This window comes from Mesoterricola sediminis (assembly GCF_030295425.1).
In the GTDB taxonomy this organism is placed as follows: domain Bacteria; phylum Acidobacteriota; class Holophagae; order Holophagales; family Holophagaceae; genus Mesoterricola; species Mesoterricola sediminis.
This window is the reverse complement of record NZ_AP027081.1, coordinates 3,411,474-3,430,623: the sequence shown is the minus strand read 5'-3', so window position 1 is coordinate 3,430,623 and position 19,150 is coordinate 3,411,474. Positions and strand designations below refer to the sequence as shown.

Below are 19,150 nucleotides of genomic sequence, written 5' to 3'. Positions count from 1 at the left end.
ACACTTCCGCTCAAATTCGTTCCGCTTGTTGAGTGGGACGCCTTGACGGGCGGGTGCTGAGGAATCCGCAAGTCGTTAGGCACAACTGCCGCGCTGGTCGCGGCGGTTGTGCCTTTTTTCGTTTTCCGGAGCTGCATGAATCCCCCGAACGAGCACCTCCATCCGATGACCCATCCGGCGCGCGGGTGCCTCCTCATGGCGAGCGCCACCGCCTGGCTGGGGGTTGTCGGCTTTCTTTCCGGCAGCCCCGTCCTGAGGCTGGGGGGGCTTGAATCGGCCTGCCTCGGGGGGCTGAGCCTCGCCCTGCTCCTCGCCGAGGTCCCCACGGTGGGGCCCCGGGTCCAGCAGGCCCTGCTGGCGGCCCTCGGGGTCCTGCTGGTGGCGGGAACCGCGGCCCATGTCCTCCGGGGGCCTGGGGCGCCGGCGGCGGCCTGGGGGCTCACGGGGCCCGTGGCCGCCGCGGGGCTGGCCCTGGCGGCGGCGGAGGGGGCCGCCCGCCATCGCCCCCACCTGGCCGCGACCCTGGGCCTGGTGCCCCTGCTTCTGGGCGGGTTCGGGATCTACCACCATCTGGCCGGGCTGCCCCATCCCCTCGGCGTCGGGCCGGGCTGGGGCCTGGAGCCAGGGGCGGCCCTGCTGCTGTGGCTGCTGGGGGCCGGCCTCATCCTGCGGCTCGGCCTCCGGGCCTGGCCCCTCGCGCTCTTCGGCAGGCCCGCGAAGCGTTCGGAGGGCCAGGAACTGGCCCTCTCGGCCTTCCTGGGCTACCTCGGCATCACGGCCATCCTCGGGGTGGCCGGAACCCGCCGTCTCCGGGTGGAGGTAGACCGGGAGTGGCGGGCCCAGAGCGCCGAGCTCCAGGCCATCGGGACCCTGAAGGCCCTGGATCTGGCGGGGTGGCACCGGGACCGGCGGGCGGATGCCACCCTCCTGACGGCGGGGAATCTGCTCACCCGACATTTCGAGCCGGTGCTCAAGGATCCGGCGGCCCTGGAAGGGCACTTCCGCGCGTGGCTGGAGGCGCTCCGGGGGCATGCCGGCTATGAGGCGCTCGTGCTCCATGATGCTGCGGGGCGGCGGGTCCTGGCCCTGCCGCCGGGCATCCCCCCCGCGGCGCCTCCACCTGGCGGCGCCGCGCCCCTGGCCCTGCGGGACGCAGGGGGGGGCATCCGCCTTTCGCAGTGGGTGCCCATCCGGCGCGACCGGGATGGGGCTCTCATGGGCACCCTGGAACTCCGCACGGATCCGGCCCAGGCGGTCCAGCCGATCCTGGACGCCTGGGCCGCCTCCCAGCGCATGCGAATCCACCTGTTCCAGGGCCACCCGGGGCACGGCTTCCAATTGGGATCCGGGGAGGCGCCGTCCCGCCTGGAAGCCTGTCAGTCGGGGGCCCTCGGGGGCTGCCTCGCCGAAGCCCCGGCGGGGCTGACCCGATTGAACGCACCCGGCGGGGGCCAGAACCTCACCTACCAACTGGCGGTGACGGGGACCCCGTGGATGCTGGCCGCGACCGCCAGCGTTGATGGGTTCCTGGCGCCCTACCACGCCAAATCCATCCGCGAATTCGGGGTCCTCGCGGCCCTGTGCGCGGGGGCGGCCTTCGCCATCCGGGCCTGGCTGGCCTGGCAAGCGGAGGCGGAAACCAGCGCCCGGCTCGAGGCGCGGGTGGAACGGCGGGCCCTGCAGGACCGCCTGGACCTCTTCCTGGACCTGGGCAGCGACATCGTCTTCCTCCTGGACGCCCAGGGCCGGATCCAGGAGGCCAATGCCCGCGCGGAGGCGGCCTACGGAAGGTCGTCCGATTCCCTGCGGGGCCTGCCCTTCGGCGCTTTGCGGGGGGCCATGGAGGCTGCCGCCTTCCCGGCGATTCTGGAGCGGGTGCGGCGGCGGCAGATGGTCCGGGTGGAAACCCACCATCAGCACCGCGATGGCACCCTCTTTCCCGTGGAGGAGACCCTCCGCCCGGTCACCCTGGCGGGGATCCCTTGGGTCGCGGTCCTGGTCCGGGACCTGACCCAGACCCGGGAGCGGGCGCGGCTCATGCGCAGCCTCAACCGCATCCACGCGACCCGGGCGCGCATCCACCAGGCGATCGCCGACGCGCGGGACCTGCCGGACCTCCTGCGCAAGACGCCGCGGATCCTCGCCGAAACCGGGCGCTTCCCCTGGGCCTGGGTCAGCCTGGAGGCGGAGGCCGGGGAGGCGCCCCTCTCCGCGCAGGCCGGAAAGGGCGGACCGCCGCCGGATCTGGGCGTCCTCGACGAGGGCCCCCAGGGCCGAAGCCTCCGGGACGGCCACGCCCTGGTGCTCCGCGCGGGAAGGGACGCGGCCCCGCCCCGGCCCTGGGCGCCCGGCTGGGATGGGCTTTCCGCGGTAGCGGTGTTCCCCCTGGTCCGGGGAGAGGGGGTCCGCGGCCTCCTCGTGGTCCATGCGGCGGAAGCCGCGAGCCTGACGGGCGCCGGGGTGGGTCTCCTCCGGGAGGTCTCCCGGGATCTGTCCAGCGCGATCCGCCAGCTCGACCGCGACGCCGCGCGACGCCGGGCGGAGGCCGACCTGCGGGAGCTCAACGGCATCCTGGACCAGGCCCAGGCGGTGGGCAACCTGGGGGCCTACGGCCTCGACGTCGAGAACGGCGCCTGGGTCTGCACCCCGAACCTGGACCGGATCCTGGGCATCGGCCCCGGCCACCCGAAGACCGTCGAGGGCTGGATCTCCATGGTGGCGCCGGATCAGCGGGACGCCATGCGCGCCTACCTGGTCCGGATCCTCGAGGACCGGTCCCGGTTCGACAGGGAATACGCCATCGTCCGGCCCGCCACCGGGGAGACCCGGTGGGTGCACGGCTGGGGGGAGTTCCAGCTGGATCCCATGGGCCGGGTCCAGCGGATGGTCGGCGTGATCCAGGACATCACCGAGCGCAAGGCCTCGGAGAAGGCCCGGCTCGAGCTGGAAGCCCACCTGGCGCAGGTCCAGCGCCTGGAGAGCCTCGGCATCCTCGCCGGCGGCGTCGCCCACGACATGAACAATGTCCTCGCCGCCATCCTGGCCATCGCCTCCCTCCAGGAGGGCGCGGCGGAGCCCGGGTCGGCCCTCGCGCGGCGCATGGGCACCATCGTCAAGGCCTGCGATCGGGGACGGGAGGTGGTGAAGAGCATCCTGTTCTTTGCGCGGCAGGGCCTGGCGCGGACCGAGGGGACCGACCTCAACGAGGTGGTCCAGGAGGTGTGTCAGCTCCTGAGTTCGACCACGTTCAAGCGGATCCAGGTGCGGCTGGAGCTGGAGCCGGATCTGGCGCCGGTGCTCGCCGATGGGGTGGCCATCAGCCATGCCCTCATGAACCTGTGCGTGAACGCGGTGGACGCCATGCCCGCCGGAGGCGCCCTCCTCCTCCGGACCGGAGCCGGCCCGGACGGCTCGGTGGACCTGGAGGTGGCCGACTCCGGGGAGGGCATGCCGCCCGAGGTCCTCAAGCGCGCCATGGAGCCGTTTTTCACGACGAAACCGCAGGGAAAGGGCACCGGCCTCGGCCTCGCCATGGTCTACGGGACCATGCAGGCCCACGACGGCGAGCTGGTGCTGACGAGCCGGCCCGGAGAGGGGACCCGCGCCCTGCTCCGGTTCCCCGCGAGCCGGGTGCTCCCCGTGAAGGGGCCGGGCCCCGAGGAGCTTCCGGACGAGGGCGCCGACCCGCGGCGCCGGGTGCTGCTGGTCGAGGACGACCCCCTGGTGCGCGCGGCCCAGCGGGACGCGCTGGAGGCGCTCGGGCACGAAGTGCGCACGGCCGAGAACGGCCTGGAGGCCCTTGTGCAGTTGGAAAGCGGTCTCCGCCCGGACGTGGTGGTCCTGGACATGAACATGCCCGTCCTGAACGGCCCGCAAACGTTGCCACGGATCCGGCAGTTGTGCCCCGGGCAGCCGGTGATCGTCGTTTCAGGCCACATGGACGCCCAGGTCTCCGCCCTGCTGGAGGGCGATCCCACGCTTTGTTTCCTGCCCAAGCCCTTCACGCCCGCCGAGCTGCGGACCGCGCTCCGTACCGCCGTCCGGCCCAATCCCCCCACCCCTGAACCCTGAAGGAGGACGCATGGCCCTTGTTGCCTGGCACGACCGATTCATGACCGGCATCCCGACCATCGATGAGCAGCACCGCACCCTGTTCACCGCCGTGAACGATTTCTACGCGGGACTCCAGAGCGGCCAGCCCCGGGACCACGTGGGCAAGACGCTGGACTTCCTGGTCGTCTACACCGCTCGCCATTTCCGGACCGAAGAGGAGGCCATGCAGCGGCATGCCTACCCGGAGCGGGCCGCCCACAGCCTTGAGCACTATCAGCTCATCCAGGACGTGGGGGTGTTCAAGGAGCAGTGGGACCGGCAGGCCGCGAACCTCCGCACCTTGGAAGTGGCGCGCTTCCTCGGGGATTGGCTGACCCAACACATCCAGGTCCGGGACATGGCCTTCGCCCAGTACCTCAAAGGCCTCGGCCTCACCAACCTCGGTTGAACCCCCGCTTGGAGCATGAGATGCAATTCCTGAAAGACCTGAGCATCCAGAAGAAACTCCTTGCGCTGATCGGGTTCATGTCCGTCATGAGCCTCCTGATCGGAGCCCTGGGCCTGCGGAACATGGCCACCTTCCACGAGAACGGCCAATCGATGTTCCGGACGGAAATGACCGGGCTGTATTTCGCCGAGGAGGCGGGCTCCGAGATCCAGGCCATGCTCGCGGCCGAAAAGGACATCATCCTGGCGGCGGATGCATCGACGAGGGCCAATCGGCTGGCCGAATACAACCGCGCCGAGGCTGCCCTCCAGCGGCACCTGGTGAGCGTCCGTCCCCTCTACTACACCGACAAGGGGCGGGCGACCTTGAGCCGCCTGGAGGACACGCTGCGGGCATGGTTGCCTGTCAGTCGAAGGATTGTGGAGACGGCGGCCCGGGAACCCCTGGGCGCGGCTCGGGAGGCTGCCCGGCTTTCGCTGGGGGAGGGGGCCCAGCGGGTCCAGCCCGTCCAGGGCATCGTCGACGCGCTGGCCCAAATGAAACAGGAGCACTCCGAGCGCCTGACCCTGACGAACGCCCAGCTCTACGGGCGAACCTGGCTCCTGACCGTCCTCCTCGTGGCCGGTGGGGTGGGCGCGGGGGTGGCTTTGGGGCTGGGGATCGGGCGCATAATTACCCGTCCTCTCGCGGAAAGCGTTCGGGCCGCGGAACGCATTGCCCAGGGGGACCTGCGGGTGGACCTGCGGGTGGACTCCCGGGACGAGGTGGGGACCCTGGTGGGGGCCCTCCAGCGCATGACGGCCCACCTGAAGGAGACCCTCCGCCACGTGCAGGACGCCTCCGCCTCTGTTGCCAGCGGAGCCAATGAGTTGTCGGCGTCCGCCGAACAGATCTCCGCGACCACCACCCAGATCGCCAAGGGCGGCGAGGCCATCCACGCCTCGACCGAGGCTGTGGCCGCGGCCATCAGCCAGTTCACGGCCAGCCTTCAGCAGGTCGCGGGTCATGTCCGGGAATCGGCTGGGCGCTCTGACGCCGCCGTCCAGGCCACCGCTTCGGGCGCCCAGGCGGGGTCGGCCATGGCCGGGGGCATGGCGCGCATCCATGAAACCACTCAGGCCATCGCCCGTTCGGTCCAGGTGATCCAGGCCATCGCCGGGCAGACCAACCTCTTGTCCCTGAACGCCGCCATAGAGGCGGCCAAGGCGGGAGCCCATGGCAAGGGGTTCTCGGTGGTGGCGGAGGAGGTGCGCAAGCTGGCCGAGCGCAGTCGCCAAGCCGCGATCGAGATCGAAGGGATGCTGGGGGAGGGGCGAGAGGCCGTGGAGGCGGGCCAAACGAACGTGGCCACCGCCAACCGGCTTCTGGAGGAAATCCACCAGGCCATCACCACCATGGCCCGCATGATGCAAGAGATCGGGGTCGCCACCGAGGAGCAGGGGCGGACGGCCGTGGATGTCTCCCAGCGCTTGGAGGAAGTCACCCAGGAACTCGGCCAGTCCGCCTCCGGCGCCCACGAAATGTCGGTGGCGGTCCAGGAGGTGGCCCGGACCGCCCAGGGCCTGGCCCGGATCTCGGAGGACCTCTCCCAGGCCCTGGCGGCTTTCCAACTCTGAGCGGGGAGCCCCCGCGGGCGATGGCCGCGGGGGGGCGGGCCTCACCCCACGGCCTCCTCCAGGCCCCGGAGGAGGCCGCGGAGGAGGTCCGGGTCGTCGTCGCCGGCGACCCGGTTGGAGCGGATGGTCCCGCAGCGGCGGCATCGGTGGAGGAGGGCCACTTCGCCGCCCTGGCGCACCCAGAGGCTGATGGGGTCCATGAGGCCCCGGCAGAGGCTGCGGCGGTCCCCGACGGCCACGTCCACGTGGAGGCTGCCCAGGCACCGGGGGCAGTGGTTGCGCTGCCGGGTGCCCAGGGCCTCGCCGGGGACGGTGGCGCCGCAGTGGGCGCAGAGGAAGGCGTCCCCGGGGGCCTGGGCCGGGGGGCGGAGGTCCCGGCTCATGGGCGCTCCTTCTTCATCTGCTTCAACATCTTCCCGATGCGCTTCCACTTGTCCTCCCGCTCCCGCCACAGGCGCGCGTCGCTCCGGGCCGCTTCGAAGGCCACCTCCCGGCGCAGGCGCAGGTAGTGGCCGTAGCGCTCGGGGTCGAGGCGGCCCTCGGCGAGGGCGGCCTGGACGGCGCAGCCCGGCTCGGCGCCGTGGGTGCAGTCCCGGAAGCGGCACGAGGCGGCCCAGGCGGCGAGGTCCGAGAAGGTGCTGTCCAGGTCGGCGCCCCCGGCGCAGAGCCCCACCTCCCGGATGCCCGGGGTGTCGATGAGGCAGCCCAGGTCGGGGAGCCGGAACAGTTCCCGGAGGGAGGTGGTGTGGCGCCCGCGGCCGTCGGAGGCGCGGACCTCCCGGGTCCGGCGCACCGCCTCCCCCATGAGGGCGTTGAGCAGGGTGGACTTGCCTGCGCCGGAGGACCCCACCAGCACGGCGGTGGCGCCGGGCGGGAGGCAGGCGCGGAGGCCGTCCAGGCCCGTTTCCGTCAGGGCGGACACGGCGAGGACGGCCACGCCGGGGGCGACCCCCTCCACCCGGGCCACGAAGGGCCCGGCCTCGCCGGCGAGGTCGGCCTTGGTCAGCACGACCACGGGCCGGGCGCCGCTGCCCCAGGCCAGGGCGAGGAGGCGCTCCAGGCGGGGCAGGTTGAAGTTGCGGTCGAGGCCCATGACGAGGAAGACCACGTCCAGGTGGGCGGCGAGGACCTGGGGGCGGCCGCTGGCGCCCTGGCGGGTGAGGGACGGCCCCCGGGGCAGCAGGTCCAGGGCGGAGGCCCGGCCGTCTCCGGGCGGGCGTTCAAGGAGGAGCCAGTCGCCGGCGCAGAGGGTCAGGTCCTCGGCCTGGAGGCGGGCCCGGAAGCGGCCGGTGGGCGCGCACCAGGTTTCGCCGGTGGCGGTCTGGACGAGGGCGAGGCCCCGGCTGGCCGCGACGACGCGGCCGGGCTCGGCGCCAGGGGGACAACGGTCCTGGCAGACCTCGGCGAGGGCGGGGGACCAGCCCCAGGGCTGGAGGGATTCGAAGGGGCGAGACGCCGGGGCGTGGCCCGGCAAGGCGTTCGCAGGCTGATGCATGGTTGGATTCCTGGAAGGATGTCAGCGCAGGCCCCAGGCGGGGCCGCTCGGTTCGACGCGGGATCGGCTCCTAGCGGGAGCCGCCGGCAAGCTCCGGCATCATCCAGGTTGTCGTGGGCATCAGGCGCATCCAGACTCCGGGACCAGGATGCACCTGCCCGGCCGGTCACGCAAGGGCCTCCGCTAAGTGGAACCGGATCAAATAGAACTGACTCTCATTCATTTTTGATGTTACGTAAGACGAGGTTCATTGGTAGGCTTGCTCTTTTGACCATCGGGGCCCTCATGATGAATCCTTCCTCCCTCCCCCTCCGGGGCGCCTTCCGCCTTCCTCTGGTCGCCATCCTGGCCGCCCTCCCCCTGGGCGCCTCCGGCTTCCAGCTGCGGGAGCAGAGCCCGAGCGCCCAGGGCAACGCCTACGCCGGCATCAGCGCCGGCGGCACGGACGTCGGCGGCATGTTCTTCAACGTGGCCACCCTCACCCGCTTCGACGGCAATGAGATCGTGGCCGGGTTCAGCACCATCAAGCCCTCGGCGCGCCTGGTCGACGGGAAGGCCACCCGGGCCACCACCCTGGGCGGGTCCACCATCTCCGGCGGGAACGGGGGCGATGCGGGCGAGACGGCGACGCTGCCGGCCCTGGCCGCCCTCTGGAGCCTGAGCCCGGATCTCAAGCTCGGGCTGTCCCTCAACAGCCCCTTCGGGTTGAGTAGCTCATACTCCTCCGGCTGGATGGGCCGCTACCACGCCCTCCGTTCGGAGATGACCATCATCGAGCTCGCGCCCAGCATCGCCTGGCGCGTCAACCGCCAGTGGTCCGTGGGCGCCGCCCTCGCCGCCCGCCACGTGGACGCCGAGCTGAGCAATGCCGTGGACTTCGGGGCCGTGGCCGCCGCCTACCACGTCCCGGGCTACGCGCCGGGTTCGGCGGACGGCTTCGCCAAGGTGCAGGGCAAGCGCTGGGGCCTGGGCTGGAAGGCCGGGGTGCTCTTCGAGCCGTCGTCCACCCTCCGCTTCGGGGCCTCGTACCGCTCCGCCATCGACTACCGCCTCAAGGGCGACGTGCACTACGAGGGCGTCCCCGCGCCCCTGGCCGGGGTCTTCAAGGACGGGGGCGCGCGGCCCATGGCGAACCAGCCCGCCACCGCCTCCCTCGGGGCGGCCTGGGAGGCCTTCCCCGGCGTCACCCTCCAGGCGGAGACCGCCCGCACCTTCTGGACGCACTTCCAGGACATCCGCATCGCCTTCGCCACCGGCCAGGCCGATTCCGTGACGGTCGAGAACTGGAAGGACTCCTGGTTCCATTCCGTGGGCGCCACCTGGCAGCCCGCGGGCCCCTGGACCTTCCGGGCCGGCGTGGCCCTGGACCAGACCCCCACCACCGACACCTACCGCACCCCGCGCATCCCCGACGCCGAGCGCTTCTGGGCCTCCGTGGGCGTCGGCTACGCCTTCACCGCCAAGGTGTCCATGGACGTGGCCTACACGCACCTCTTCGCCAAGGATTCCGTCCTGGACCTGAAGGCCACGCCGGGCAGCCCGGACTTCCTGCGGGGCAACCTGTCGGGCACCTACCACAACAAGGTGGACATCGTGGCCCTGCAGGTGCGCTGCAAGCTGTAGCCGCGGACCCCGCGCTCCCCAGCGCCTCCGCCCCCCGTGGTCCGCGCCCGCCGGCGCGGCCCAGAAGACGGGTGGGGAGGCGCTGGGCCTGTCGGGGGGGCTTGACCGGGTTGGCCCCTCGTGTTGAGATTGAGACTCGCTATTATGATGCCGCCCGCCCTTCAACCCCCCCATCCTGTGGACCGCACGGTCCTGGCCATGGGCACCCGCCTCACCCTGGCGGACCTGCCCCCGGCCGCCGCCGAGGCCGCCCTGGCCGAGGTGGCCCGGATCGAGGCCGCCTGCTCCACCTGGCGGCCGGATAGCGCCTGGAGCCGGGCCAACGGGGCGGGGGAGGCCTGGACCCCCCTGGACGGGGCCTGGCTGGACCTGCTCCGCCTGGCCCGGGCCTGGAGCGAACGCACGGAGGGCGCCTTCGATCCCGTGCTGGGGACCCTCGTGGCGGCCTGGGGCCTGCGCACGGGGGGCGCCCGGCCCGGCCCCGCGGAGCTCGCGGCGGCCCGGGCGGCCTCGGGCATCGCCCGGCTGGAGGTGGGGCCCACGGCCATCCGCCTCACGGGCGGGGCCCAGCTGGAGGAGGGGGGCTTCCTCAAGGGCTACGCCCTCGACCGGGCCCGGGCCGAGGCCCAGGCCCGGGGCGCCGCCCGGGGCCTGCTGGACTTCGGGGGCCAGCTCCTGGCCTGGGGCGGGGCCTGGCCCGCCGACATCGCCGACCCCCGGGACCGGTCGCGGGCCCGGGTCCGCCTCCGCCTGGTGGACGCCTCCCTGAGCACCAGCGGCTGCGCGGAGCGGGGGCGCCATCTGCTGGATCCCCGCACGGGCCGGCCCTGCCCGGACTGGGGGGCCGTGGCCGTGGTGGCCCCCGGGGGCCTGGAGGCCGATATCCTCAGCACGGCCCTCTACGTGCTCGGCCCCCGGGCGGGGCTCGCCTGGGCGGAGCGGAACGGGGTGGCGGCGCTCTTCCTGGGCCACGGGGCGCCGCCCCGGGCCTCCCGGGCCTTCCAGGCCCTCCATCCCATCTACCTGAAGGAGGCCCCGTGAAGCCGTCCCTCGTCCTGGCCGCGCTTCTGGCCGCGCCCCTGACCGGCGCCTTTCCCGCCCCCCAGGAGGCGGCGGCCCTGGCCTTCCCGGGCGCCGCGCTGCAGAAGCGGGACCACGCCCTCACCGAGGCCCAGGCGAGGGAGGCCCAGGCCCTGGCGGGGACGCCGGTCCGGCCCTCGGCGGTGGCCTTCGAGGCGACCCGCGGCGGGGTCCGGGTGGGGGTGGCCTTCCTGGACACCCACCGGGTGCGGACCCTGGACGAGACCGTGCTGGTGGCCGTGGGCGCCGACGGCCGGATCCTCCGGGTGGAGCTGGTGGCCTTCCGGGAACCGCCGGACTACCAGGCCCGGGAACCCTGGCTCCGCCAGTTCCAGGGGCGGCGGCTGGATGGCGACCTGGCCCTGAAGCGGGGCATCCGCCCCCTCTCCGGGGCGACCCTCACCGCGGGCGCGCTCACGGACGCCGCCCGGCGGGGCCTGGCCCTGGCCCAGGTGCTGTACGGGATCCACCCGTGAGCCGGCCGGTGCGCATCCTCTTCCGCTGGTCCGCGGCGGCCAGCACGGCCACGGGGCTGGGCTACGGGTGGACCCGCTACTTCGGCGCCCGGATGACGGAGTTCGGGCCGGAGGCCCATCCCTGGCAGGCGGGGCTCCAGCACGCCCATGTGCTGGCGGGCCCGGTGATGGTCTTCATCCTGGGGGTCGTGGCGGGCCTCCACGCCCTGCCCGCCTACCGGGGCGGGGGCGTGCCCGGCCGGCGCACGGGGGTGCTCGTCGGGGTGGCGGCCCCGGTGCTCGTCCTCAGCGGCTACCTGGTCCAGGTGGCGGTGGCCCCCGGCCTCCGGGCGGCCTTCGCCTGGGTCCATGGCGGCGCGGCCCTGGTGGCGCTGGCCGCCGGCCTCGGCCACCTGGTCCGCGCGGCCCGGGTCCGGCGGAACGGCGGCGCCACCCTCGGTTGACGGTCCCTTCGAGGGCGCCCATGATGCGGGGGGCCGGTCGAAGCGCCCGCCGGAGGACCCCATGGGCCACCCCCTGGATGTCGTCGTCATCGGATGCGTGGGCCTGGACACCAACGTGTACCTGCCGGGCCGGGACATCGATTTCGAGGTGGAGGCCAACTTCACGGAGAACCTGGACTGCGTGGGGCAGGCCGGCGGCTATGCCAGCCGGGGCTACGCGCGGCTGGGCCTGCGCACGGGCTTCATCGGCCACGTGGGGGACGACTTCGCCGGCCGCGCCATCCGGGAGACCCTGGCGGCGGACGGCATCGATGTGCGGGCCCTCGCCCCGGATCCCGGCGGCACGGCCCGCAGCGTGAACTTCATGTACGGGGACGGCCGCCGGAAGAACTTCTACGACTGCAAGCGCCACGCGGATCCGGACCCCGCCCTCTGCCGGGCGGTGATGGCGGGCGCCCGCCTGGCCCACGTCAACATCCCGGATTGGGCCCGCCGCCTCCTGCCCCTGGCCCGGGAGGCGGGCCTCCGCATCGCCTGCGACCTCCAGGACGTGGTGGACCCCGCGGATCCCTACCGGCGCGACTTCATGGAGGCGGCGGACCTCCTCTTCTTCTCGGGGACCAACTTCCCGGATCCGGCGCCCTTCATGCGCCGCCTCGCCGCCCAGCGGCCGGACCGGGTGGTGGTCTGCGGCCGGGGCGCCCAGGGCTGCGCCGTGGCCACCGGGCGGGAGGTGCGGTTCTTTCCGGCCGTGGACACGGGCACGCCCGTGCTCGACACCAACGGCGCCGGGGACGCCCTGGCCGTGGGCTTCCTCACCGCCTACGTCCTGGAGGGCCGGTCGCTGGAGGAGGCCGCGCTGCGGGGCCAGCTGGGGGCCCGGCACACCTGCGGCCTCCGGGCCACGTCCGATGGCCTGATCTCCCGCGCCCAGCTCGAGGCGGCCGTGGCGCGGGTGCGCGCGAAGGGGTGACAGGGCCGGAGGATTGCGGCATGCTGGGCCCCCCGGAGGCCCCATGATCCGCGCCGTCCCCGTTCTCCTGACCTGGGTCCTGGCCGCCGGGCCCGCCGAAATGACGCCCCTGGTGACCGAAGCGGTGATCCAGGCGCCGCCCGAGGAGCTCTGGCGGGTGCTCACCACGGCCGAGGGGGTCCTGAAGCTGGGCGTGGGAGCGGCGGACATCGACTTCCGGCCCGGCGGGCTCCTGCGCACCGCCTACGACCCCAAGGTCCCCCTGGATTCGGAGGCGGCCATCCACACGGAGATCGTGGCCTACGACCCGGGGCGCGTCCTCGTGACCCGCATCCATCGGCCGCCGAAGGGTTTCCCGTTCATGAACGCCTACGCCAGGGTGTGGACGGTCTTCACCCTCACGCCCGAAGGGAAGGGGGCCACGCGCCTGCGGGTGGCCATGGTCGGCTACGGACCGGACGAGGAATCCCAGAAGATGAAGGCTTTCTTCGAGAAGGGGAACGCCTGGGTGCTGCGCGAACTCCAGGCCCATTATCCGGGGGGCCGGTAGCATCCAACCCTCCACCGGGGTCCGGGACCCCGCGGGAGGCACCATGGACGCTCGACCTGACACCGCACCGCCCCCCGGCCCCTGGCTCCTCGCCATGCGCTGGAACGACCTCGCCTTCCTCCACTGGCCCGTGCCGGCGGAGGCCCTGGCGTGCCGCTTGCCGAAGGGCCTGACCCTGGACACGCACCAGGGCGTCGCCTGGCTGGGCATCGTGCCCTTCGCCGTCTCCGGCACCCGCCTCCGCTGGCTCCCCCCCATTCCCGGCGCGGCCTCGTACCTGGAGCTGAACCTGCGCACGTACGTGACCGACGGACGGAAGCCCGGCATATGGTTCTTCAGCCTGGACGCGGACAAGGCCCTCCTCGTCCGGGCCGCCCGCATCCACCCGCGCCTCCCCTACCTGCGGGCCCGCATGGCCCACGTGCGCGGCGGGGGCTGGGTGCACTTCGCCAGCTGGCGCACCCACCGGGGGGCGCCCTCCGCCTCGTTCACGGGCCGCTACCGCGCCGTGGGCGCGCCCTTCCGGCCCGTGCCCGGAAGCCTGGAGGACTGGCTCACCTCCCGCTTCGCCCTTTACACCCGGGCCCGGGACGGCGGCCTGCTCCGCAGCGACCTCGACCACGGCCCGTGGGAACTGCGGCCCTGCGAGGCGGACCTGCAGAGCAACACCCTGGCCGAGCCCCTGGGCCTGCACCTGCCCCCGCGGCCGGCCCTCGCCCACCTGGTGGAGCGCCAGGATGTGCGGATCTGGGCCGCGCGGCGGGTGGAGCGATGATCAGGGCGCGTCCGGCGCCTCCTCGCCGGTGGTGCGGGTCGCGGGGGATTTCAGGTTGCCGTCCTTGGGCATGGGCTCGGTCATGGGACCTCCTCCCCTGTTGGATGTCGCCCAGGCGCCTACAATGACCCCGGGAGGCACCCATGGACCAGGTGACATTCGGACGGACGGGGTTGCGGGTCTCGCGCCTGGCCTTCGGGGCGGGCCCCATCGGCTACCTGGGCGCGGACGCGGACCGGGCGGCGGAGGTGCTGGGCTTCCTCCTGGACCAGGGGGTGAACGTCATCGACACGGCGGCGGCCTACCTGGGCTCCGAGGAGCTGATCGGCGGGGCCGTCGCCCACCGGCGGGGCGACTTCGTCCTGCTGTCCAAGTGCGGCCGGAAGCTGCCGGACGTGCCCGGCGAGGACTGGTCCGCGGACGTGGTGACCCGGACGGTGGATCGTTCCCTGCGCCGCCTCCGCACGGATCACCTGGACGTCATGCTCCTCCACACCTGCCCCCTGGAGGTCCTCAAGGCGGGCGAGGCCCTGGGGGCCTTGCTGAGGGCCAAGGAGGCCGGCAAGATCCGCTTCGCGGGCTATTCGGGGGACAACGCCGCGGCCGCCTACGCCGCGGAGCTGCCCGGCGTGGACGTGCTCATGTGCTCGGCCAACCTGGTGGACCAGGCCAACCTGGAGACCGCCCTGCCCGCCGCCGCCCGGGGCGGCCAGGGCGTCATCCTCAAGCGGACCGTGGCCAACGCCTGCTGGAAGCCCCTGGAGGCCCAGGAGGGCATCTACCGGGACTACGTGAAGCCCTACGTGGACCGCTTCAAGGCCATGGGCCTGGATCCGGAGGACCTGGGGGGCCAGGGGCCCGATCCCTGGCCGGAGCTGGCCCTGCGCTTCAGCCTCGCCCTGGCGGGGCCCCACGTGCTGTCCATCGGCACCACCCGCCGGGAGAGCGCCGAGGCCAACCTGCGCATTCTGGCGCGGGGCCCCCTGCCGGCCCCGGCCGTCGCCCGCATCCGGGAGGCTTTCGCCCGGGCGAGGGGCACCGCCGACTGGCCCGGCCTCACCTGAGGTCTGCGGCGCTAAACTGGGGACCCCCTGGAGCGCCGCCATGACCACCTCCTCCCTCGATCGCCGGGACCTCCTGAAGCTGGGCGCGGGCGCGGCCCTGGGCCTGATGGCGACCCGACTGGGCGCCGAGGAAGCGGCGCCGGCCGCCCCCCGCCCGGTCCTCGAACCCTGGAACCCCCGCACCGCCAAGGCCATGCCCACCCGGAACCTCGGGCGGACCGGCCATTTGGTCGGGATCTTCAGCCTGGGGGGCCAGGCCGCCATCGAGCAGCCCCACAACGAAGCCATCGCCGTGCCCCTCATCGAGCGGGCCCTGGACCTGGGCGTCAACTACCTGGACACCTCCGCCCGCTACGGGGGCGAGGCCCGCTGGAGCGAGCAGTACCTGGGCCGGGTCCTGAAGCGGCGCCGGGCCGAGGCCTTCGTCGCCACCAAGACCCACGCCCGGGACCGGGACGGCTCCCTGCGCCTGCTGGAGACCTCCCTCAAGCTCCTGCAGACCGACCACGTGGACCTGTGGCAGCTCCATGCCATGGCCACCCCCGCCGACGTGGACGCCGTCTGCGCCAAGGGCGGCGCCCTCGAGGCCTTCCGGGAGGCCAAGGAGCAGGGCCTGGTCCGCTTCCTGGGCCTCTCCGGCCACACGGATCCCCAGGTGCTCATGGAGGCCATCCGCCGCTTCCCCTTCGACACGGTGCTCATGGCCTTCAACGCCGCGGATCCCCACCACCTCACCTTCCAGCCCCTCCTCGCCCTGGCCCTGGAGAAGGGCATGGGGATCATCGGCATGAAGGTCCCGGCCCGGGGGCGCCTGCTGGCCTCCTGGACCCCGCCGCCCGTGGCCCAGCAGCGGGGGGCCGTGAAGGCCACCCGTCCCGGCACCCTGACGATGCGCGAGGCCATGGGCTACACGCTCAGCCACGGGGTCTCCACGGTCATCGTGGGCGTCGACAACGTGGCCCAGCTGGAGGAGAACGTGCGGATCGCCCGGGAATTCACCCCCTACGCGCCCGCCCAGCTCCGGGAGCTCGAGGCCAGGGCCTTCCCCGTCATGGGCCAGGCCCAGTTCTACAAGCGGGACGCGCCCCAGAACCCCAAGTAGCGCAGTCCTTTCCGGGCCGGATCACTCTTGCCCGAGGTCACAGCCCCGGCTAAACCGGCGGTCCCCGAGGCGCGTTACCCTTGCAGGATCATTCCCAAGGGAGAACGTATGTCTCGACATGGAATCCTTCTGGCCCTCGCCGCCGGCGCCCTGGTGCTGTCGGCGCCCCTCGCCGCCCGCGCGCCTGAGACCCGGGCCGCGGTCAAGGCCCAGAAGCCCACCCTCGGCACCTTCGGCATCGATCTGGCCGGCATGGATACGGCCGTCGCCCCCGGCGACGACTTCAATGGCTACGTCAACGGCCAGTACGTGCGCAAGCTCGAGATCCCCGCCGACAAGGCCAGCTTCGGCATGTTCCATGTCCTGCACGACCTGAGCCAGGAGCGCACCAAGGGCATCGTGGAGGCCGCCGCGGCCGCCAAGGGCGCCCGGAAGGGCAGCGAGGCCCAGAAGGTGGGCGACTTCTATTCGAGCTTCATGGACGAGGCCACCATCGAGAAGAAGGGCCTGGCCCCCCTCAAGACCCACCTGGACGCCATCGCGGCCATCAAGGACCCCCAGGGCCTGGCCCTGGCCTTCGGCAAGGCCATGCGGCAGGGCATGGACCTCCCCGTCGGCATGTCCCCCATGCAGGACCTGAAGAACCCCGCCATCTACTCCGTCTATGTGGGCCAGGGCGGCCTCGGCATGCCCGACCGGGACTACTACGACGTCAAGATCGAGAAGTTCAAGGAGATCCGCACCAAGTACCAGGCCCACCTGGCCGCCATGCTGAAGCTGGCCGGGCTCCCCGACGCCGAGGCCCGGGCCAAGGCGGTCTACGACCTGGAGACCAAGATCGCCGCCTCCCACTGGACCAAGGTCCAGTCCCGGCAGGTCGACAAGCTCTACAACCCCTGCAAGGTGGACGAGCTCGACGCCAAGTACCCCGGCGTGGACTGGAAGACCCTCCTCGCCTCCGTGGGCGTGGCCTCCCAGAAGGAGCTGGTGGTGACCACCCCCAGCGCCATCGAGGGCGCGGCCCGCCTGATGGCCTCCGAGCCCCTGGCCGTGTGGAAGGACTACCTCACCGTCCACACCCTGAAGGGCGCCGCCGCCTTCCTCCCCAAGGCCTTCGTGGAAGAGAACTTCGCCTTCAACGGCAAGGTCCTCATGGGCCAGCCCGAGATGCAGCCCCGCTGGAAGCGCGGCGTCGACATGACCACCGCGGTGCTGGGCGAGGCCGTGGGCAAGCTTTACGTCGCAAAGTACTTCCCCCCCGAGGCCAAGAAGCAGGCCGATGCCCTCGTGCAGAACCTGATCGCCGCCTTCGACCAGCACCTGGCCAACCTGCCCTGGATGGACGCCAAGACCAAGGCCGAGGCCCGCACCAAGCTGGCCAAGTTCACCCCCAAGATCGGCTACCCCTCCAAGTGGCGTGACTACTCGCGCTTCCGGGTCGAGCGCGGCGACGCCCTCGGCAACGCCATGCGCGCCGCCGACTTCGAGTACCAGCGCAACCTGGACAAGATCGGCAAGCCCATCGACCGCTCCGAGTGGGGCATGACGCCCATGACCGTCAACGCCTACGCCAACCCCCTCTGGAACGAGATCGTGTTCCCCGCCGCCATCCTGCAGGCGCCGTTCTTCGATCCCAAGGCCGACCCCGCGGTCAACTACGGCGCCATCGGCGTCGTCATCGGCCACGAGCTGAGCCACCACTTCGACGACCAGGGCCGCAAGTTCGACAAGGACGGCAAGCTCTCCGACTGGTGGACCCCCGAGGACGTCAAGCGCTTCACGGCCCTGACGGAGAAGGTGGTCAAGCAGTACGCCGACTACGAGCCCCTCCCGGGCACCAAGGTCAACGGCGAGCTGACCCTGGGCGAGAACATCGCCGACCTGGCCGGCCTCACCATGGCCTATGACGCCTACCACCGCAGCCTGAAGGGCAAGCCCGCCCCGGTCGTCGGCGGCTTCACCGGCGACCAGCGGTTCTTCATGGGCTTCGCCCAGGTGTGGCGCACCAAGTACCGCGACGCCGCCCTCCTCAACCAGCTCCAGAACGATCCCCACACCCCCGGCCACTTCCGGCCCGCGGTGGTGCGGAACCTGGATGCCTGGTACGAGGCCTTCGGCGTGAAGCCGGGCCAGAAGCTCTACCTGGCCCCCGCGGACCGCATCAAGGTCTGGTAGGGCCGGCTCCGGCCGACGGAAGGGGATGGGCGCTCCGCCCATCCCCTTTCCCGTTTCAGAGGCCCAGGATCCGCGCCGGGAGCAGGAAGACCGCCTTCACCAGGGCCAGCGCCCCGTGGACCGCGAAGCCGAGGATCTGGAAGGGCAGCAGCACCAGCCAGACCAGGGGCAGGAGGATCAGCAGGGCCAGGGCCAGGGGCCAGCACAGCACCAGGAGGATGAACCAGAGCAGGATGTGGACCATGGGGGCCTCCCATGCCCAGTCTCGGTCCTCCGCCCGGCCCGCCAAGGGCCCCATCGGCCAGCGCCCGCCCCGCGTCGGTGAACGGACCCGCCGGAGGGGCGCGCGGGCCTACGTGGCGGCGGGGGGGTCGAAGCCCCAGGCGAGGAGGCGGCTGCGCTTTTGGCCCTGGGCCATGTCCAGGATCCTCAGGCGGGTGGCGCCGGCGCGCAGGACGGCGGCGCGGAGGGCGGGGAGGTTCTCGGACCGGGAGACCAGGCTGGAGAACCAGGTGCAGAGGCCAGGCTGGCGGGCGCTTTCCTCGGCCATGCGCGTGACGAAGGCGGTTTCGCCCCCGGGGCACCAGAGTTCGGCGCCCTGGCCGCCGAAATTGCGGGCCTGGGGCGGGCGGCGGCCCAGGTTGCGCCACTTGCGCCGGGTGCCTTCGGCGGCCTCGGCGGCGCTGGCGTGGAAGGGGGGATTGCAGAGGCTCAGGTCGAAGGCCTCGCCGGGGGCCGTCACCCCCTCGAAGATGCGGCCGGGGTCCCGCTGGAGGCGCAGCTCGACGGCGGCGGCCAGGGCGGGGTTGGCGGCGAGGATGGCCCGGCAGGAGGCCAGGGCCGCGGGATCCACGTCCGTGCCCACGAAGGTCCATCCGTAGGCGGCGTGGCCGAGGATGGGGTGGATGAGGCCCGCGCCCACGCCGATCTCCAGGACGCGCAGGCCCCGGGGGGCCGCGAAGAGCCCGGCCAGGTGATGGATGGTGTCGGCGCGGCCGGGCACGGGGGGCACCAGGTAGCCCTCGGGCAGGTCCCAGTCCCGGACCCCGTACGTGGTGGCGAGGAGGGCCCGGTTGAGGAGGCGGACAGCGGTGGGATCCGCGAAATCGATGGTCGGCAGTCCGGCCGGATTTCGGCGCACGTGGGGGCCGAGGGAAGGGACGGCCGCCACCAGGGCCTCGAAGGCGTAGGGGGCCCGGTGGGGGTTGGCGGGGTGCAGGCCGGGCCTGGTTGCGGGGGGCTGCAGCTTCCTCATGGAAGGCAGGATACCGCGCCGG

At 72.7% G+C, this 19,150-nt stretch carries 17 protein-coding genes; 13 read left to right on the top strand and 4 right to left on the bottom strand.

The features are described from left to right. Window positions 1–135 precede the first annotated feature (135 nt). Genes R2J75_RS15020 through R2J75_RS15010 form a run of 3 tightly spaced genes read left to right on the top strand, consistent with a single transcriptional unit; the run spans window position 136 to window position 6,117 of the window. Window positions 136–4,071, top strand: a complete 3,936-nt coding sequence (locus R2J75_RS15020; protein WP_316410486.1) for an ATP-binding protein — start codon at window positions 136–138, stop codon at window positions 4,069–4,071. Window positions 4,072–4,081: 10 nt separating this feature from the next. Next, on the top strand, window positions 4,082–4,501 hold the full coding sequence (locus tag R2J75_RS15015) for a bacteriohemerythrin (RefSeq protein ID WP_243329837.1): 420 nt from the start codon (window positions 4,082–4,084) through the stop codon (window positions 4,499–4,501). Between the two features lie 20 nt (window positions 4,502–4,521). Beyond that, entirely contained in the window at window positions 4,522–6,117 is a 1,596-nt protein-coding gene (locus tag R2J75_RS15010; protein WP_243329839.1) for a methyl-accepting chemotaxis protein, read from the top strand. 41 nt (window positions 6,118–6,158) lie between these two features. On the opposite strand, the gene R2J75_RS15005 is transcribed toward R2J75_RS15010, so the two are convergent. Beyond that, complete coding sequence (locus R2J75_RS15005; protein ID WP_243329841.1) at window positions 6,159–6,500, bottom strand: RNHCP domain-containing protein; 342 nt, start codon at window positions 6,498–6,500, stop codon at window positions 6,159–6,161. Beyond that, window positions 6,497–7,612: a ribosome small subunit-dependent GTPase A gene (rsgA, locus tag R2J75_RS15000; RefSeq protein WP_243345884.1), complete on the bottom strand. Its 1,116-nt coding sequence runs from the start codon at window positions 7,610–7,612 to the stop codon at window positions 6,497–6,499. Before rsgA ends, R2J75_RS15005 begins: the two co-directional genes overlap by 4 nt. Before the next feature lie 285 nt (window positions 7,613–7,897). On the opposite strand from rsgA, the gene R2J75_RS14995 reads away from it, so the two are divergent. The 10 genes from R2J75_RS14995 to R2J75_RS14950 all read left to right on the top strand — a co-directional run bounded on the left by R2J75_RS14995 (window position 7,898) and on the right by R2J75_RS14950 (window position 17,873). Next, window positions 7,898–9,235 carry an OmpP1/FadL family transporter gene (locus R2J75_RS14995; protein WP_243329844.1) on the top strand — a complete coding sequence of 446 codons (1,338 nt, stop codon included), beginning with the start codon at window positions 7,898–7,900 and terminating at the stop codon, window positions 9,233–9,235. 198 nt (window positions 9,236–9,433) lie between these two features. Continuing rightward, window positions 9,434–10,276, top strand: coding sequence for an FAD:protein FMN transferase (locus R2J75_RS14990; RefSeq protein WP_243329847.1), 843 nt, complete (start codon window positions 9,434–9,436; stop codon window positions 10,274–10,276). Next, on the top strand, window positions 10,273–10,791 hold the full coding sequence (locus tag R2J75_RS14985) for an FMN-binding protein (protein ID WP_316410485.1): 519 nt from the start codon (window positions 10,273–10,275) through the stop codon (window positions 10,789–10,791). The genes R2J75_RS14990 and R2J75_RS14985 overlap by 4 nt, the downstream gene beginning before the upstream one ends. After that, window positions 10,788–11,234, top strand: coding sequence for a hypothetical protein (locus tag R2J75_RS14980; RefSeq protein WP_316410484.1), 447 nt, complete (start codon window positions 10,788–10,790; stop codon window positions 11,232–11,234). Before R2J75_RS14985 ends, R2J75_RS14980 begins: the two co-directional genes overlap by 4 nt. A gap of 61 nt (window positions 11,235–11,295) precedes the next feature. Next, window positions 11,296–12,207 carry a carbohydrate kinase family protein gene (locus R2J75_RS14975; RefSeq protein WP_316410483.1) on the top strand — a complete coding sequence of 304 codons (912 nt, stop codon included), beginning with the start codon at window positions 11,296–11,298 and terminating at the stop codon, window positions 12,205–12,207. Window positions 12,208–12,250: 43 nt separating this feature from the next. Beyond that, complete coding sequence (locus R2J75_RS14970; protein WP_243345887.1) at window positions 12,251–12,757, top strand: SRPBCC family protein; 507 nt, start codon at window positions 12,251–12,253, stop codon at window positions 12,755–12,757. Window positions 12,758–12,800: 43 nt separating this feature from the next. After that, window positions 12,801–13,532 carry a YqjF family protein gene (locus R2J75_RS14965; protein ID WP_316410482.1) on the top strand — a complete coding sequence of 244 codons (732 nt, stop codon included), beginning with the start codon at window positions 12,801–12,803 and terminating at the stop codon, window positions 13,530–13,532. A gap of 143 nt (window positions 13,533–13,675) precedes the next feature. After that, window positions 13,676–14,596 carry an aldo/keto reductase gene (locus R2J75_RS14960; protein ID WP_243329857.1) on the top strand — a complete coding sequence of 307 codons (921 nt, stop codon included), beginning with the start codon at window positions 13,676–13,678 and terminating at the stop codon, window positions 14,594–14,596. A 40-nt stretch (window positions 14,597–14,636) separates the two neighbouring features. After that, window positions 14,637–15,698, top strand: a complete 1,062-nt coding sequence (locus R2J75_RS14955) for an aldo/keto reductase (protein WP_243329859.1) — start codon at window positions 14,637–14,639, stop codon at window positions 15,696–15,698. A gap of 108 nt (window positions 15,699–15,806) precedes the next feature. After that, entirely contained in the window at window positions 15,807–17,873 is a 2,067-nt protein-coding gene (locus R2J75_RS14950; protein WP_243329861.1) for a M13 family metallopeptidase, read from the top strand. A 55-nt stretch (window positions 17,874–17,928) separates the two neighbouring features. Here R2J75_RS14950 and R2J75_RS14945 read toward each other — a convergent pair whose 3' ends face one another. Continuing rightward, on the bottom strand, window positions 17,929–18,117 hold the full coding sequence (locus R2J75_RS14945; RefSeq protein ID WP_243345888.1) for a hypothetical protein: 189 nt from the start codon (window positions 18,115–18,117) through the stop codon (window positions 17,929–17,931). Window positions 18,118–18,225: 108 nt separating this feature from the next. Then, window positions 18,226–19,137, bottom strand: coding sequence for a 23S rRNA (adenine(1618)-N(6))-methyltransferase RlmF (gene rlmF / locus R2J75_RS14940; protein WP_394365923.1), 912 nt, complete (start codon window positions 19,135–19,137; stop codon window positions 18,226–18,228). Between the last annotated feature and the right edge of the window lie 13 nt (window positions 19,138–19,150).